The following is a 15,320-nucleotide window of genomic DNA, read 5'->3' on the forward strand; positions in this document are numbered from 1 at the left end:
TCGGGGCGCCTTGCTACCGAGCGCAACCAGTATTCGATTCGCGTTTGTTGTTAACCCTTCACCCCGCCCGCCGTCAGCCCGCCGATGATCCAGCGCTGGCAGATCAGAAACGCCATGGTAATGGGCAGGCCGGAGAGTACCGCGGCGGCGGCGAAGTTGCCCCAGCGCTGGTTGTGGTCGGCGAGGTACTGCTGGGCGCCTACCGCCAGCGTCAGCTTGTGTTCGTCGACGAGCAGCACTGAGGCCATGGGGTACTCCATGATGCTCATGACAAAGGCGAGGATGAACACCACCACCAGGATCGGCAGCGACAGCGGCAGCAGGATGTAGCGGAACGCCTGCCAGGTGCTGGCGCCATCGACCATGGCGGCCTCCTCCAGCGAACCGTCGATGGATTCGAAGTAGCCCTTGATGGTCCAGATGTGCAGGGCCACCGCCCCCAGCGAGGCAACGATCAGCGCGCCGTGGGTGTTGATGCCGAGCCAGCCGACGAACTGCCCCAGGCGGTCGAACAGGGCGTAGAGCGCCACCAGCGAGAGCACCGCGGGGAACATCTGGAATATCAGCATGCCCTTGAGAAGCGGCGCCTTACCGGCGAAGCGCATGCGGGCGAAGGCGTAGGCGCTGGTGGTGGAGAGCAGCACGACCAAAAGCGACGACACCAACGCCACTTTCACCGAGTTCCATAGCCACAGCAACACCGGGAAGGGCGGTTGCACCACGCTGCCGTCGGCGCGCTCCCAGGGAATGCCCAGTGCCAGCGCCCAGTGTTCCAGCGAGAAGTGCTCGGGAATCAGGCTGCCGCTGGCGAAGTTGCCCTCGCGGAAAGAGATCGACATCACCAGCAGCAGCGGAAACAGAATCAGCACCAGGAAGCCGATCAGGGCAAGATGCGCCGCCAGCTTGCGGGCACGAATCGAACGAGGTTGAACCATGGCCATGACGAATTCTCCTGTGACCTTGCGAATCAGACCCTGACCTTGGCCAGGCGCAGGTTGAGCAGCGCCAGCCCCGCCACCAGCACGAAGATCAGTGTGGCGATGGCGGCGGCCAGACCGAAGTCCTGCCCGGCATCCTGAAAGGCGATGCGATAGGTGTAGCTCACCAGCAGGTCGGTGGTGCCCGCCGGCGTGCTGGCGCCGAGGATGTCGGGGTTGCCCCCGGTAAGCAGGGCGATCAGCACGAAATTGTTGAAGTTAAAGGCGAAGCAGGCAATCAGCAGTGGCGTGAGTGGCTTGAGGATCAACGGCAGAGTAATCTGAAACAGGTTAGTAAGCGGTCCTCCGCCATCCACCGCCGAAGCCTCGTAGAGATCCCTGGGGATCGACTGGGTCAAGCCCATGCACAGCAGCAGCATGTAGGGGTAGCCGAGCCAGGTATTGACGATCAACAGCATGCTGCGGGCCAGCCAGGGGTCGGTGAACCAGTCGGGGCGAATGCCGAACAGGGCATCGAGAATCAGGTTCACCTCGCCGAAGTGCTGGTTGAACATACCTTTGAAGATCAGGATCGAGATGAACGCCGGCACCGCGTAGGGCAGGATCAGCAGTGTACGGTAGAGCGCCTTGCCACGCAGTTGGTCCCACTGCAGCAGCGAAGCGAGGGCGAAGCCGACCATCAGCGTGAATACCACGGTGAGCCCGGCGAAGACGAAGGTCCAGACGAAGATCTGCAGGAAGGGGCCACGAATGTGGGGATCGAGGAAGATCCGGGCGTAGTTGTCGAGGCCCACCGCCACCGGCCAGCCCGGGGTGATGCGTTCGCCGTCGTCGACGACGAAGAAACCCGTCTCTCTATCAGCGATCAGTAGCCGGTCGTCGCGCCGGTCGTAAAGGCTACCGTTAGCGCGGATCTCATAGCGCTCTAGCATCGGCGCAAAGTGGCGCAGCCCGGCCATGTGCAGCTCGAGCCCATCATGTGTCGTCAGCACCAGGTTCTGCAGCGCGGCGCGGCTGGCGATCACATCGCGCATCGCCAGTGGCTCACCGGCCGGCTCGTCTTCTGCCGGCTGGACGGCGACATGACGGCGTTCATCACCTTCGAGCGAGATCGGTCCGGTGACGAAATGCGTCACACCACGTAGCGCTGCCTCGGCTCCCGCCGCGTCCTGGCCCGCGTTCATGCCAGATTCGCTCGGGCGACCCTCACGCTCCAGATAGAGTCGCACGCCTTGGTCGGTGCGGTAGAGCTGGAAGCCGAAGGTGGCGCTCTCCTCCTGGTAGGTTCGCGAGAGCAGTTGGCTGCGCACCCGCTCCTCGCTGAGCAGGTTGCTGGAGCTGTAGTTGCTGAAGCTGATGCCGATGGTATAGAGCAACGGAAAGATGACGAACAGCGCCATGCCGGCCACCGCGGGAAAGATGTAGCGATGGCTCATCAGTTGGCGGCGGGTGAAGACCACGCCCAGGGCGGCGCCGAACACCAGAAACAACAGGGCAAAAATCGGCTGGCCGTTGAGGTGGAAGGCGAGCACCAACCACAGCAGGGCCAGCACTAGGGCCGCGATCAGGCCACGCAGCGCCCAGCGGGTATAGCGTTAGGCCGGATAGCGGGAACGGTGGCGCGGCAGCCCCCGGGAAGCATTGGTGGTATACATGAGCAGGTCCTGCTATTGGCCGGCAATACTGCCGCCGGCCGGACATTGAGCGCGAAGCGGTTACTGGCGCATGCGTCGCGCCGCGGCGTCCAGCGCTTCGCGCGGCGACTGGCGACCGCTGCCGATGTTCTGCAGTGCCGGCTCCATGGCCGCCCAGAAGGCCCCCATCTCGGGAATGTTGGGCATCGGCATGCCGAGCTCGGCGTTCTCCAGCGTGGCAGCGATGTTGGGGTCGCTCTCCAGTTCCTGCTGGTAATCGATGTGCGCCACGGCGCCCAGGGTGCCGTCGCCGTTGAAGGTGCGCATGCCCTCCTCGCTGAGCAGGTAGTTCTCGAGAAATTCCACTGCGAGGAAGTCGTTGGGCGAGGCCGTGTTGATCATCGCCGCCTTCACGCCGAACATCGGCTTGGCGCGTTCGTCGCCCACTTTGGGCAGCAGTGCCACGCCGTAGTCGATGCCGCTGCGTTCGAGGTTGCTCCAGGCCCAGGGGCCACTGATCATGGTAGCCACTTCGCCGCGGTTGAAGCGCGTATCCATGATGCTGTAGTCGGTGCCGCGCGGCAGCACGTCCCTCTCGATCAGTTCTACCAGCAGCTCGGCGCCCTGAATGGCACCGGCGTTGTTGACGCCGATGTCGTCGACGTCGAAGCCCGCCTCGGTCTGGCGGAACGGGTAGCCGCCGTTGGCCGCCAGCAGTGTCCAGCCGTAGTAGGGTTCGCTATAGTCGAACAGGATCGCCTTTTTCCCCTGGCCGGCCAGCTCGGCGTCTAGCGCCGCGAGCTCCGCGAAGCTTTGCGGCGGCGTCTCGACCAGCGCCTTGTTGTAGATCAGCCCCAATGCCTCCACCGAGATCGGGTAACCGTAGTGCTCGCCGTTCCACAGCGTGGCATCCCAGGTGAATTCGAAGTAACGCTCGCGAAAATCATCGCCGGGAGAGATGGGAGCGAGCAGCCCGCTCTGGGCCCATTCGCCGATGCGATCGTGAGCCCAGATCACGATATCCGGCCCCTGGCCGCTGCCGGCGGCCTGCTGGTAGCGGTCGGTAAGGTTATCGGGATTGACCACCTCGACGGCGATGCCGGTGTCGTCGGTGAACTGGCGCGCCACCTCGCGGATGCCGTCGTCGCCCTTGTTTTCGCCCATCCAGATGGTCAGGCGGTCATCGTCGAAGGCGTGGGCGGAGAGAGAGAGGCCGCCGGCGAGCGCGGCCAGCAAGGTAACGCTCACAGCGTGGCGTGTCCAAGGCATTGGAGAACCTCCGGGTTGTTGTTATCGATGCCACTGCCGTTGCGGCGCGGCGAAGCGAACCCGTCCAGCCTCGCCAATCGCGGCGCAGGCGTCCTCCTCCCCGTAGGGCGTAGCAGCGGCGTAAGTGAAGGGCGTAGGGCGGGAGTAGCGTCGGCGAGGCGGTGGGCACCTCGGCGGGAAAAGAAGCGGGCGGCAGCGCGAAGATGCCGCCCGATGGGTTCAGCCCGGTCTAGTCGGTTGCTTCATCGTGGCCGTGCCGGGCCAGCCAGTCCTGCAGGAAGGCAATCTCCTCCTCCTGTGTTTCGATGACTTCGCGAGCCAAGTCGCGAACCGCCGGATCCTCGCCATGCTCCAAGGCCACGCGGGCCATATCGAGGGCACCCTGGTGATGGGCAACCATACCCCTGGCGAAGTCGACGTCTGCATTACCGCTGAATTCGGTGAGCATGTCGCGATGCATGCGTTCGGCGATTTCGCGGTAGGCCTGCACCGCCGGGTTATCAGCATGCTCGTCCTCCTCGGGCTCCACGACATGCTCGTCATGTCCCTCCGGGTTCTCCTCAGCGCCCATTTTCTCCCCTTGGGCTTCGTCCCCGTTGGCCCCGCCCTCGGCACCGTTCCTCTCCCCTTCATCCTGCTGTGCATCGGCCCGTTGCTCGATACGCCCCTGTGCCTGGGCCTCCTCTTCCGTGGCCAGCGCCGGAACCGCCAGCAGGGCGGCCAGAATGAGGGCAAGCGTCGAGAGGGGGCGTAACAGCAGGGTGTGCGGCATGGTGCTCTCCTATAACATGAGAATCGTACGTCAAACGATAGAACCAAGCGCCGCGCAGGTCATCGTACCGGCGCGGGAAACAACTCATCACGAGATTACCATGGACTGGAACCCTGCCCTGATCTGGCTGGCCATCGCCCTGCTGCTGGGCCTGGCCGAACTCTCCTCCGGCGCCTTGTTGCTGCTGGCGCTGGGCATTGCCGCGGCACTCACCTCGGCTCTGGCAGCATTGGGTATCACGTTACCTTGGCAGTTGCTCGCCATGGGCGTGTTCTCCGGCCTACTGCTGCCGCTGGCGATCAAGGTGATCCGCCCCTGGTTCTCGCCCAGCGGTGTGGCTTACGGCACCACGGGAACCGGCGTGGAACAGGGGCGCAGCTATACCACCCTGAAGCGCGACTTCGACGGCGCCAGCGGCATCAAGATCAACGGCGACTTCTATCGCCTGCGAGTGGCCGAAACCGGCGGGACCGAGCTGCCCGAAGGCACGCTCGTGGTGTTCCAGGCGTTCGACGGCACCACCGCCGTCGTCAGCCACACCCAGCCGCACTGAACCGAACGAGACAACACCTGGCGCTGCAGGACGTCGCCAATATACCTACGCCACTACACAAGGGAACGTACACATGGATCTACCCCTCAACCCGGGGCTGCTGCTGGCCCTGATCGTCGTCGTCATCGGCATCCTGATCATCGCCAAGGGGCTGGTGATCGTGCGCCAGTCGGAAGTCATGGTGATCGAGCGCCTGGGCTCGTTCAACCGGCTGCTGGAGAGCGGCATCAACATCATCATTCCCTTCATCGAGCAGCCCCGCGCCATCACCATGGTGCGTTATCAGAAGCGCGGCGAGGAGTACTTCCCGATAACAACCAACGAGGCGCGCATCGACCGCCGCGAGACGGTCATGGACTTTCCCGGCCAGCCGGTGGTGACCACCGATAACGTCACGGTGACCATCAACGGGGCGCTCTATTACCAGATCATCGACCCGCGCCGCGCCGTCTACGAAATCGAGAACATGAGCCAGGCGGTGGAAGTGCTGGCCAAGACGACGCTGCGCTCGGTGGTGGGCAAGATGGAGCTCGACAAGCTGTTCGAGTCGCGCGCCGAGGTCAACAACGAGATTCAGGCCGCCATGGAGGAGCCGGCCTCCAAGTGGGGCGTGAAGATCTCGCGGGTGGAGGTTCAGGATATCGCCATGCCCGAGGAAGTGGAGACCGCCATGCGCCTGCAGATGGCCGCCGAGCGCAAGCGCCGCGCCACCGTGACCGAGGCCGAGGGCGAGAAGGCCGCCGCCATCGCCAAGGCCCAGGGCCAGCGTGAATCGGCGATCCTCAATGCCCAGGGCGACAAGGAATCCGCCATCCTGCGCGCCCAGGGCGAGCAGGAATCGATCAAGCTGGTGCTCAACGCCATCGGCGACAGCGACGAGCACAAGCGCACCGTGGTCGGCTATCTGCTCGGCCAGAGCTACATCAAGGTCCTGCCGAACATGGCCCAGGACGGCGAGCGAGTCTTCGTGCCCTACGAGTCCTCCGCCCTGCTCGGCTCCATGGGCATGTTCCGCGAGATGGCCGGCTCGCCGGAAGACACCGTGGCAAAGCACCTGCGCGGCAGCGACCAGCAGAGCGGAGTGCGCGGCGGCATCCTCGGCGGTGCGGGCAGCGCCGGCTAGCCACTCGCGCCGAATCGCGCCAGCTGCATCTCGCGCAGTCGGCTGAGAGTGCGGCGGAAGGCGAACGCCAGGTAGCCATGGGCATACAGCTCGTCCATGGCGACCTCGGCCTCGAGATAGAGCGGCACACGGCGGTCGTAGCATTCGTCGACCAGCGCGATGAAGCGACGCACGCCATCGTCACGCCGTGAGAGCGGCGGCAGCTCTCGCTCCCCGGCCTCGATGCGCTCGGCACCATCTTCGGTACCACGGGCAATGCCTCGCACCGCACTTGCATCGCTCAAGCGTGGCACCTCGCTCAGCAGGATCTGCTCGAAACCGTCGACCAGGGCAATGAAATCCAATGCCGCCAGGGGCTGCTCGCACAGCTCGGCATAGCGGCACCACACCGCCCTTTCGCTACGTCGCACCACCGCTATGCGGCGATGCCCCAACTCGAAGGGCTCATTACTTGCCAACTCACCCTCACTCAGCCGGGCGAAAACTTCGTCCAGCACGCTCGGCCGGCCGGGCTCGACCACCCAGTAGCGCTGGCACGCCTGGCCGGGGTGCAGGCGATGATCGAAGCCGCCGTCCAGCTCCACCACCTCCATGTGACGCTCCATGACCGCGACCGCAGGCAGGAAGCGCTCGCGGTTGAAGCCGTCGGCGTAGAGCTGGTGCGGCGCCTGGTTGGAGGTGCACACCAGCGCCAAGCCCTGCTCGAACAGCGCCTGCAGCAGGCGGCCGAGCAGCATGGCGTCGGCAATGTCGCTGACGAACAGTTCGTCGAGGCACAACACGCGGACTTCTGCGGCCAGCTCCCGCGCCAGCGCCGTCAGCGGATCGGGGGTACCGCCAAGCTGGAACTGGCGCTGGTGTACCCAGCGCATGAAGTGGTGAAAGTGCAGGCGACGGGACGGCACGTCGAGATGCCGATGGAAGCCATCCATCAGCCAGGTCTTGCCGCGCCCCACCGGGCCCCAGAGATAGACGCCGGGAATGAAGCGGCGCTTGGTCGCGGCAGCTTCGTCGTGCAGCGCATGGAAGCATTCATCCAGCCGGGCGGCGGCAACTCGCTGGGCCTCGTCCGGGGCGAAACCCTGGCGCTCCACCGCCTCGCGGTAGAAGTCGAGCGGCGCGGCTGCCGTCATTCTGCGAGCCGGCGCTGCATGATGGTGACCTCCTCGCCGCGATAGCTCAGCTCTTCATGATCGTGCCAGCCAAGCCGGCGATAGAGCGCCTGCTGGTCGGGCGTGAACAGGTAGAACAGGGTCGTGCCGCATGCACTGGCCTCCTCCTCGACCTGCCGAATCAGCGTCGAGGCAATGCCTTGGCCACGCCACTCCGGCAGCACGAACACCGAGGCCAGCCAGGGCGTGAGCTCGCGGCGACAGTCCATATCCTCGGCCATCAGCGCCGCCGTTCCCACCGGCTGGTCGCCTTCCATCGCCACGAAGACCGACGGTACGCCAGCGATGCCGCACTCGCGGCGAAAGGCCTCGCACCAAGACTCGGCCGTATAGCCGGGATTGAGGTGGCCCCACTCGGCGTAGGTCCAGCTCGCCACGGTAGGGACATGGTCCGAGTCGGGACTCAGTCGAACGATATTGATCGGATCCAGCTTGGACATGCTCTCTCCTTCGTGCGGCAGCTATGGCTGCCGCTTCGCTTTGGCAGATCTCACAGGGATTCTATCCTGAGATGACATGGACCGCAGAACGCCAAGCGCCTAACGGAACGCAGGCAAGGAGAGCGATATGGCAGTGTCATTGAAAAAAGTCGCAGACCAGACCCTCGTCATCACCGGAGCCACCAGTGGTATCGGCCTGTCAACCACGCGTCTGGCCGCCGATCGCGGTGCCCGCCTGATCGTCGTCGCCCGCGACGAGAACGCGCTGGAAGCGCTGGTCGATGAACTCGATCAGCGCGGCGCGGCTGCCGTCGCCGTGGCAGCCGATGTCGGCGATCCCGAGCAAGTCCGTGAAGTGGTCGAGACGGCTATCCACCAGTTCGGCGGCTTCGACACCTGGATCAACAACGCTGGGGTTTCGCTGTTCGGCTATATGACCGACCAGCCGCTCGAAGACCAGCGGCGCCTGTTCGACACCGACTATTGGGGCGTCGTCCACGGCTCCCTGGAGGCGGCCCGCCACTTGGGCATGCGCGCCGAACGCCACGGTGGCGCGATCATCAACCTGGGCTCGGTGGTCTCGGATCGCGCCATCCCGCTGCAGGGCATGTACTCGGCCGCGAAGCACGCGGTCAAGGGCTTCACCGATGCGCTGCGCATGGAGCTCGAGGATATGGGAGCACCGGTTTCGGTCACGCTGGTCAAGCCGGGCAGCATCGCCACTCCCTTCCCGCACCACGCGGGCAACCACATGGACGTCGAACCGACACTGCCGCCACCCCTCTACGAGCCGAGCGTGGTGGCCGAAGCCATCCTGCACTGCGCCGAGCATCCACGCCGCGATATTCGCGTCGGCGGCGCCAGCAAGGGCATCGCCATGCTCGGCCACCTGGCACCGCGGCTGGCCGACCGCATCATGCGGCGCAGCATGATTCCCAAGCAGCGGTCGGATCAGCCGCCGCGACATATCGGTGGGCTGCACCGGCCGGCACCGGGGGTCTGGCAGCGGGCCGATTTCGACACATCAGTCGCCAGCAGGAGCCGCTACACCCAAGCGAGTATGCATCCGGCACTGACGGCCTCGGCCATCGCCGGCGCCGTGCTCGGTATCGCCGCGCTGACCGGTACGGCACGACGCAAGCGCTATTGAAGCTCTCAGCGACTCCGTAACGCGCCTCTCGTGGCGAACTAGCCCAACTGGAACGGATAGACCGAACCGATTTCAAGAAGGCGCGTCAGCTCGTCCAGTGCGGTAAGCGTCTCGTCGGCCAGCTGCGGGTCGGCGAGGTCGTCCGGCGCCAGGCGGTCGCGGTAGTGGCGTCCGACCCAGGCAACGAGTTCGCCGTGCAGGGTATCGTTGAGCAGCACCCGGCCGGTCAGCGCGGCGCGCTCCGCGTCGGAGAGCACCACCCGCAGGCGCAGGCAAGCGGGGCCGCCGCCGTTGCGCATGCTCTGCTTGACGTCCTTGACGACCACATCATTGATGGGGTTGTGCCCGGCCAGCAGGTGGTCCTGGATGCTGCGCCATACCGCTTCGCGCTCCTGGCATTCGCCCGGCACCACCAGCGTCATGCTGCCGTCGGGATTGCTCAGCAGCTGCGAGTTGAACAGATACGAGGCCACGGCATCTTCGAGGCTTACCGCCTCAAGGGGCACGCGAACAGGAATCAGCGGCGAGGTCATTTTGCTGCGCAGCTCGTCGAGCGTGGCCTGTTCGTCGCGAAAGGCCATTTCGTGATAGAGCAGCACCGGCCCATTGCCCACCGCGATCACGTCGTTGTGGAACACCCCGGCATCGATGGCATCGGGATGCTGCTGGGCGAACACCGTCTGCGCTGCGGCCAGCCCGTGCTGGCGCGCCACTGCCTGGCTCGCCTCCAGCGTCTGGCGTGCGGGAAAGCGCTTGGGCTCATGAGCCGGGTCCCCGCCGAAAGCCTGACGACCGTAGACGAACAGGTGTACGCCGGCATCGCCGTGTTCGCCGCACAGTCGGGTGTGGTTGGCCGCCCCCTCGTCGGAGAAGGCCGGGGTGGCCGGCAGCACCGGGTGGTGGGCGAAGTGCGCCTCGTGGCGGAAGATGGCCGCCATTACCCGGCCGGTGGTTTCCGGCTCCAGGTAACGGTGGAAGCTCGACTGCAGATTGGCCGGAGTGAAGTGCACCCGGCCGTCCGACGCGTCGCGGCCCGGCGTCACCGTGCCGGCATTGGCCGTCCACATGCTCGAGGCCGAGCACACCGCGCGCAGCACCTGGGGCGCTTCGCTGGCCGCCCGTGCCAGCACCTCGCGGTTGCTGCCGGTGAAGCCGAGCGAGCGCAGCGCGCCGAGATCCGGCCGTTGCTGCGGCGGCAGCACGCCCTGGGCGTAGCCGGCATCCAGCAGCGCCTTCATCTTGGCCAGGCCCTGCAGTGCCGCCTCGCGGGGGTTGGAGACCAGCCCGCCGTGGCTCATCGAGGCCACGTTGCCGTGGGCCAGGCCCGAGTAGTTGTGGGTCGGGCCCACCAGGCCGTCGAAGTTGACTTCCCGGTAGTCGGCGGCATTCGTCGCTTCGCTCATAGCACGACTCCAGGCGGCAGGTTGTCGGGCAGCGAGAGGCTCTCGGCCTCCATCGAGGCCACCGGATAGGCGCAATAGTCCGCCGCGTAATAGGCACTGGGGCGATGGTTGCCGCTGATGCCTACGCCGCCGAAGGGGGCGTCACCGGAAGCGCCGGTGGTCTGGCGGTTCCAGTTGACGATGCCGGCGCGAATGCGCAGCAGGAAGTCGTCCCAGTCGGCACGCTCGCCGCCGATCAATCCCGCGGCGAGGCCGTAGCGGGTATCGTTGGCCAGCTCGAGGGCGTGGTCCCAGTCGCGGTAGCGATAGACCTTGAGCAGCGGGCCGAAGTGCTCCTCGTCGGGCACCGGCAGGCCGCTGACGTCGATCAGCGCCGGCGAGAGCAGGCTGGTGCCCTCCTCCAGGCACTCCATGCGCGCCAGCACCACTCCGCCCAGCGCCTCCAGGTCGTCCTGGGCCTTGAGCAGGCCCTGGGCCGCCTCGGGGCTGACCAGGCCGCCGTAGAACGGCGCCGGCTCCGCGAACTGCCCCGCCACCCGCAGGCGGGCGATGGCATCGACCAGTGCGTCGAGCAGGTGATCGCCGACCTGACCCTCGGGCACGATCAGCCGGCGCGCACAGGTGCAGCGCTGGCCGCCGGAGAGGAACGCCGATTGCAGGATGGCGAGAACCGCGGCGTCCTGGTCGTGCACGTCCTTGATCACCAGCGGGTTGTTGCCGCCCAGCTCCAGCGCCAGGATCTTCTCCATTTGGTCGGCGAACTGGCGGTTGAGCAGGCCCCCGACCCGGGCGCTGCCGGTAAACAGCAAACCGTCGATGCCGGGGTGCGACGACAGCGCCTGGCCCACCGGGGCGGCGCCCTGCACCAGATTGATCACGCCTGCGGGCAGGCCCGCCTCGTGCCAGCACTGCAGGGTCAGGTCGGCGCTCAGCGGGGTCTGCTCGCTGGGCTTGAAAACCACGCTATTGCCGGCCAGCAGCGCCGGCACCATGTGGCCGTTGGGCAGGTGGCCGGGGAAATTGTAGGGGCCAAACACCGCCATCACCCCATGCGGGCGATGGCGCAGCACGGCGGTGGTGTCACCGACGTCGCGGCTGCGCTCGCCGGTGCGCTCCTGGTAGGCGCGCACCGAGATCGCCACCTTGCCGATCATGGCACCTACTTCGGTACGCGCTTCCCACAGAGGCTTGCCGGTTTCGCTGGCGATGGCGCGGGCCAGGTCCTCGCGGTGCGCCTCGAGCTTCTCGCGAAAGCGCTCCACCACGTTCAGGCGCTCGGCGAAGGCGAGACGGGCCCAGCCCGGGAAGGCACCGCGGGCGGCCTCGACCGCTGCCGCCACCTGGCTGTCACTGGCCGCCGCACCCTGCCACAGGGTCTCGCCGGAGACCGGGTCGCACTTGGTGAATGTCGTTGCCTCGCCCGGCTGCCAGCGGCCGCCGATCATCAGCTGTTGCATCGCTTTCATGAAGTCTCCTCGGTATCCAGTACGCGCAGGGAGTCGCCGGCCGCCACGCCCAGGCGCTGCGCCTCCGCTTCGCTCAGAGTGAGGGTGCCCTCCTCGTCGGGGCCGTGGGCCACCCAGGCGGAACGGAAATCGGCCATCACGGTACTCGCCGCCAGCCAGCGTGGGCGGGCGGATGGCGCTTCGCTACCGCTGCGGATTTCGACCCGGCAACGGCGCGACTTGCGCACCGCGCGCACGTCGTCGATATACGCTTCCACCGTCGGCCCGCCGTCGAAGATGTCGATGAAGCCTTCCCAGCGCAGGCCCTCCTTCTTGAGCATGGCCAGCGCCGGGCGGGTGTGGTGATGCACCTGGCCGATGCAGGCTCGTGCCTCGTCGGAGAGGAACGGCGTATAGATCGGAAACTTGGGCATCAACTCGCCGATGAAGCTCTTCTGGCCCAGCCCGGTGAGACGGTCGGCCTCGTCGAAATCCAACGGAAAGAAGTGGCTGCCCAAGCACTCCCAGAACGGGCTCTTGCCACACTCGTCAAAAACGCCGCGCATCTCGGCCAGCACCTTGTCGGGGAACTGGTCGCGGAATTCGGCCATGAACAGCCAGCGCATCATCGACAGCAGCGCACCGTTGCGCTGGTGCTGGCGCTCCTTGCCGCGAAAACCGGGACGCAGGAACAGCGAGGCCACCTCGGCGTCGCCGGTGTGGTCGGAGCTGAGGAACAAGGTATCGATGGTGCGGTGCAGATCGAGCTGCACCGATGAGTGGGCCAGCGTACCCAGGCGGTAGTGGTAGAACGGTACTTCGCGGCCCACCTGGCCCTCGATGGCGCAGCAACCTGCCAGCTCACCGCTCTCCTCGTCCTCGAGCACGAAGAAGTAGTTGCGCCGATCGACCGGCGTGCGCTGCTCGAAGGCGGCGACGGCAGCGGCGATCTTTGCCGTCAGGAATTCCCGGTTGTCGGGCAGCGAGGTGAAGCCGACACCGGTCTCGCGAGCGATCTTCTGCAGTTCGCCCAGGTCGCCCTCGGCAATCGGTCGAATACGCATCACAGCTCCCCCTCGTCGAAGCCCAGTTCATCCTCGCCCGCCGCCGACAGCGTCAACGGTGCGGCCAGCACCGCCCGGCCCTCCTCCACGCCGAGCAGTTCGGCATGCTCCGGCGAGAGCATCAACTGACCGGTAGGCGACAGCGCGTAGCGCGCCACCACACAGCGAAAGTCGACCAGCCGCTGGTTGGCGATCATCGCCGGTTCGGCATCGGGCAGGGCGTGGGCCGGGCGCACCCGTACCGGGTGCCAGGCGGCACGTCGGAAGGTCTGCAGGCGGTCGCGCTCGCCTTTGATCACCGGGCCGGCGTCGAACAGGTCGACGTGGCGCGAGCGCATGAACCCCTCGGCCAGCATCTCGGTCATGGCCGCCTCATGGGCGGGATGCTCGCGGCCGATGGCGGCGCGCGCCTGGGGCGTGAGCAGCGCCAGGTAGAGCGGGAACTGCGGCATCACCTCGGCGATGAAGCTCTTCGAGCGCACACCGGCGAGGTAGTTGATGTCGTGGTAGTCGCGCACGAAAAAGTGGCGCCCCACGCTGTTCCAGAACGGCGACTCACCCTGCTCGTCGAGATAGCCCGGGAACGCCATCGCCAGCACCTCGGCGAAGCGCTCCGGGTACTGGGCGATGAACATCAGCCGCGCGCGGCGCAGCAGGCTCTCGGCGCTGGTGCCGCGATAGCGCGGGTCGAGCGACAGCGCACATAGCTGGGTGGTTTCGGAAACCTCGTGGGAGAGCGAGAGGGTCTGCACCTCGCGGCGTACGTTGAGCTGCTGCGAAGCGTGGATCAGGGTTTCCTGGCGGTAGGTGTAGTAGGCCTCGCGCGCGCCGGCCTCGGCGCGCAGCGTGGCGGTACCCACCACCTCGTCGCGCTCGAGATCCTCGAGCACGAAGGTGTAATGCTCGTCGCCGGGGAAGTCCACCTCGCGCCCGAACGATTGCCGCGAGCGGGCGATACGCTCCTCGAGACGATCGCGATGGGCCGGCAAGTTGGTCAGGCTCGGCGTGGCCAAGCCCGCCAACCGCTCGAGCGCCGGCAGGTCGGCCTGCCTGACGGGGCGTACGACCATCATGGCGGGATCTCCAGGTCGGTTGGCGGTGGTGTCCTGCATGGCTCGGCCTGCCTTCACTTGGCCGCCACCAGGCGCGCCACGGCGCGTTCGAGTCGCGCCATGCCCTCGGCGATATCGGTCTCGGGAATCACCAGCGAGGGCGCCATGCGCAGCACGTTGGGTCCGGCGATCAGCGCCATCAGACCCTCCTCGATGGCCAGCGGCAGGATGTCCTTGGCCCGGCCCTCGTACTCGGGAGCCATCTGGGCGCCGATCAGCAGCCCCATGCCGCGGATCTCGCTGAACACGCCGTGCTTGCGATTGATCGTCTCGAGGTGCTCGCGGAACAGGTCGTGGCGCTGCTTGACGCCGTCCAGCACTTCGCGTGTGTCGATGTGCGCCACCGCGGCAAGGGCAACGGCGCAGGCCAGGGCGTTACCGCCGTAGGTAGAGCCGTGGGTGCCGATGGCCATGGCCGGAGCGACGCGGTCGGTGGTCAGCATGGCGCCGATGGGGAAGCCGCCACCCAGTGCCTTGGCGCTGGTGAGGATGTCGGGCTCGATGCCGTACTCCATGTAGGCGAACAATGAGCCGGTACGACCGACGCCAGTCTGTACCTCGTCGAAGATCAGCAACGCATCGTGGGCGTCGCACAGGTCGCGCAGTCCCTGCAGGAATTCCTGGGTGGCCGGCACGATGCCACCTTCGCCCTGCATCGGCTCGACCATCACCGCGCAGGTGTCATCGTCGATCAGCTCGCGCACGCTGTCGAGATCATTGAATTCGCCGTGCACGATGCCGCCCGGCACCGGGCCGAAGCCCTGGGAGTACTTGGGCTGGCCGCCGACGCTGACGGTGAAGAAAGTGCGGCCGTGGAAGGATTGCTGGAACGAAACGATGCGATGCTTGTGCTCGCCGAAGTTGTCGTGAGCCCAGCGCCGCGCCAGCTTGAGCGCCGCCTCGTTGGCTTCGCCGCCGGAAGAACAGAAGTAGACCTTGTCGGAGAAGGTACGCTCGACCAGGGATTTCGCCAGCTTCAGCGCCGGCTCGTTGGTGTAGACGTTGGACAGATGCCAGAGCTTGCCCGCCTGCTCGGTAAGCGCCTCGACCAGCACCGGATGGCAGTGACCGAGGGAGTTCACGGCGATACCGCCGGCGAAGTCGATGTACTCGCGCCCTTCCTGGTCCCACAGACGGCTGCCCTCGCCGCGTACCGGAATGACCTTCTGGGGAGAGTAGTTCGGCACCATGTAATGGTCGAAGTCGGCGCGGGTCGGGGTATGGCTCATCTCGGTCTCCATAACT

At 66.3% G+C, this 15,320-nt stretch carries 14 protein-coding genes; 3 read left to right on the plus strand and 11 right to left on the minus strand.

Going from position 1 to position 15,320, the window contains the following annotated elements:
- Positions 1 to 50: 50 nt before the first annotated feature.
- The 4 genes from malG to copM form a co-directional block, all read right to left on the minus strand.
- Positions 51 to 941, minus strand: a complete 891-nt coding sequence (gene malG, locus HNO52_RS17245; protein ID WP_197566459.1) for a maltose ABC transporter permease MalG — start codon at positions 939 to 941, stop codon at positions 51 to 53.
- Between the two features lie 26 nt (positions 942 to 967).
- Positions 968 to 2,515, minus strand: coding sequence for a maltose ABC transporter permease MalF (gene malF, locus HNO52_RS17250; protein ID WP_332107672.1), 1,548 nt, complete (start codon positions 2,513 to 2,515; stop codon positions 968 to 970).
- A 138-nt stretch (positions 2,516 to 2,653) separates the two neighbouring features.
- Positions 2,654 to 3,841: a maltose/maltodextrin ABC transporter substrate-binding protein MalE gene (gene malE / locus HNO52_RS17255; RefSeq protein WP_197566460.1), complete on the minus strand. Its 1,188-nt coding sequence runs from the start codon at positions 3,839 to 3,841 to the stop codon at positions 2,654 to 2,656.
- Between the two features lie 229 nt (positions 3,842 to 4,070).
- Positions 4,071 to 4,613 (minus strand): CopM family metallochaperone, encoded by a 543-nt coding sequence (gene copM, locus HNO52_RS17260; RefSeq protein ID WP_197566461.1) that lies wholly within the window; start codon positions 4,611 to 4,613, stop codon positions 4,071 to 4,073.
- Between the two features lie 100 nt (positions 4,614 to 4,713).
- On the opposite strand from copM, the gene HNO52_RS17265 reads away from it, so the two are divergent.
- Both HNO52_RS17265 and HNO52_RS17270 read left to right on the plus strand, forming a co-directional pair.
- Positions 4,714 to 5,166, plus strand: coding sequence for an NfeD family protein (locus HNO52_RS17265; protein ID WP_197566462.1), 453 nt, complete (start codon positions 4,714 to 4,716; stop codon positions 5,164 to 5,166).
- Between the two features lie 73 nt (positions 5,167 to 5,239).
- A complete protein-coding gene (locus HNO52_RS17270) occupies positions 5,240 to 6,289 on the plus strand; it encodes an SPFH domain-containing protein (RefSeq protein ID WP_197566463.1) in 1,050 nt (349 codons plus the stop codon).
- Here the strand turns inward: HNO52_RS17270 and zapE are convergent.
- A complete protein-coding gene (zapE, locus tag HNO52_RS17275) occupies positions 6,286 to 7,422 on the minus strand; it encodes a cell division protein ZapE (RefSeq protein ID WP_197566464.1) in 1,137 nt (378 codons plus the stop codon). The two genes, HNO52_RS17270 and zapE, sit on opposite strands and share 4 nt — an antisense overlap.
- Complete coding sequence (locus HNO52_RS17280; RefSeq protein WP_197566465.1) at positions 7,419 to 7,901, minus strand: GNAT family N-acetyltransferase; 483 nt, start codon at positions 7,899 to 7,901, stop codon at positions 7,419 to 7,421. Before HNO52_RS17280 ends, zapE begins: the two co-directional genes overlap by 4 nt.
- Positions 7,902 to 8,028: 127 nt before the next feature.
- Here HNO52_RS17280 and HNO52_RS17285 point away from each other — a divergent pair, with 127 nt between their 5' ends.
- Positions 8,029 to 9,051 (plus strand): SDR family oxidoreductase, encoded by a 1,023-nt coding sequence (locus tag HNO52_RS17285; RefSeq protein WP_197566466.1) that lies wholly within the window; start codon positions 8,029 to 8,031, stop codon positions 9,049 to 9,051.
- Between the two features lie 38 nt (positions 9,052 to 9,089).
- Here HNO52_RS17285 and astB read toward each other — a convergent pair whose 3' ends face one another.
- The 5 genes from astB to HNO52_RS17310 are packed head-to-tail and all read right to left on the minus strand — an operon-like array spanning position 9,090 to position 15,304.
- Complete coding sequence (astB, locus tag HNO52_RS17290; RefSeq protein WP_197566467.1) at positions 9,090 to 10,454, minus strand: N-succinylarginine dihydrolase; 1,365 nt, start codon at positions 10,452 to 10,454, stop codon at positions 9,090 to 9,092.
- Positions 10,451 to 11,920: a succinylglutamate-semialdehyde dehydrogenase gene (astD, locus tag HNO52_RS17295; RefSeq protein ID WP_197566468.1), complete on the minus strand. Its 1,470-nt coding sequence runs from the start codon at positions 11,918 to 11,920 to the stop codon at positions 10,451 to 10,453. The genes astB and astD overlap by 4 nt, the downstream gene beginning before the upstream one ends.
- Positions 11,917 to 12,963, minus strand: a complete 1,047-nt coding sequence (gene astA, locus HNO52_RS17300) for an arginine N-succinyltransferase (protein WP_197566469.1) — start codon at positions 12,961 to 12,963, stop codon at positions 11,917 to 11,919. Before astA ends, astD begins: the two co-directional genes overlap by 4 nt.
- Positions 12,963 to 14,036: an arginine N-succinyltransferase gene (locus tag HNO52_RS17305; protein WP_197566470.1), complete on the minus strand. Its 1,074-nt coding sequence runs from the start codon at positions 14,034 to 14,036 to the stop codon at positions 12,963 to 12,965. Before HNO52_RS17305 ends, astA begins: the two co-directional genes overlap by 1 nt.
- A gap of 53 nt (positions 14,037 to 14,089) precedes the next feature.
- The gene (locus HNO52_RS17310; RefSeq protein ID WP_197566471.1) at positions 14,090 to 15,304 is read right to left on the minus strand and encodes an aspartate aminotransferase family protein; all 1,215 of its coding nucleotides are present in this window, start codon (positions 15,302 to 15,304) and stop codon (positions 14,090 to 14,092) included.
- Positions 15,305 to 15,320 lie beyond the last annotated feature (16 nt).

The organism is Halomonas sp. MCCC 1A13316 (assembly GCF_014931605.1).
Classification (GTDB): Bacteria; Pseudomonadota; Gammaproteobacteria; order Pseudomonadales; family Halomonadaceae; genus Halomonas.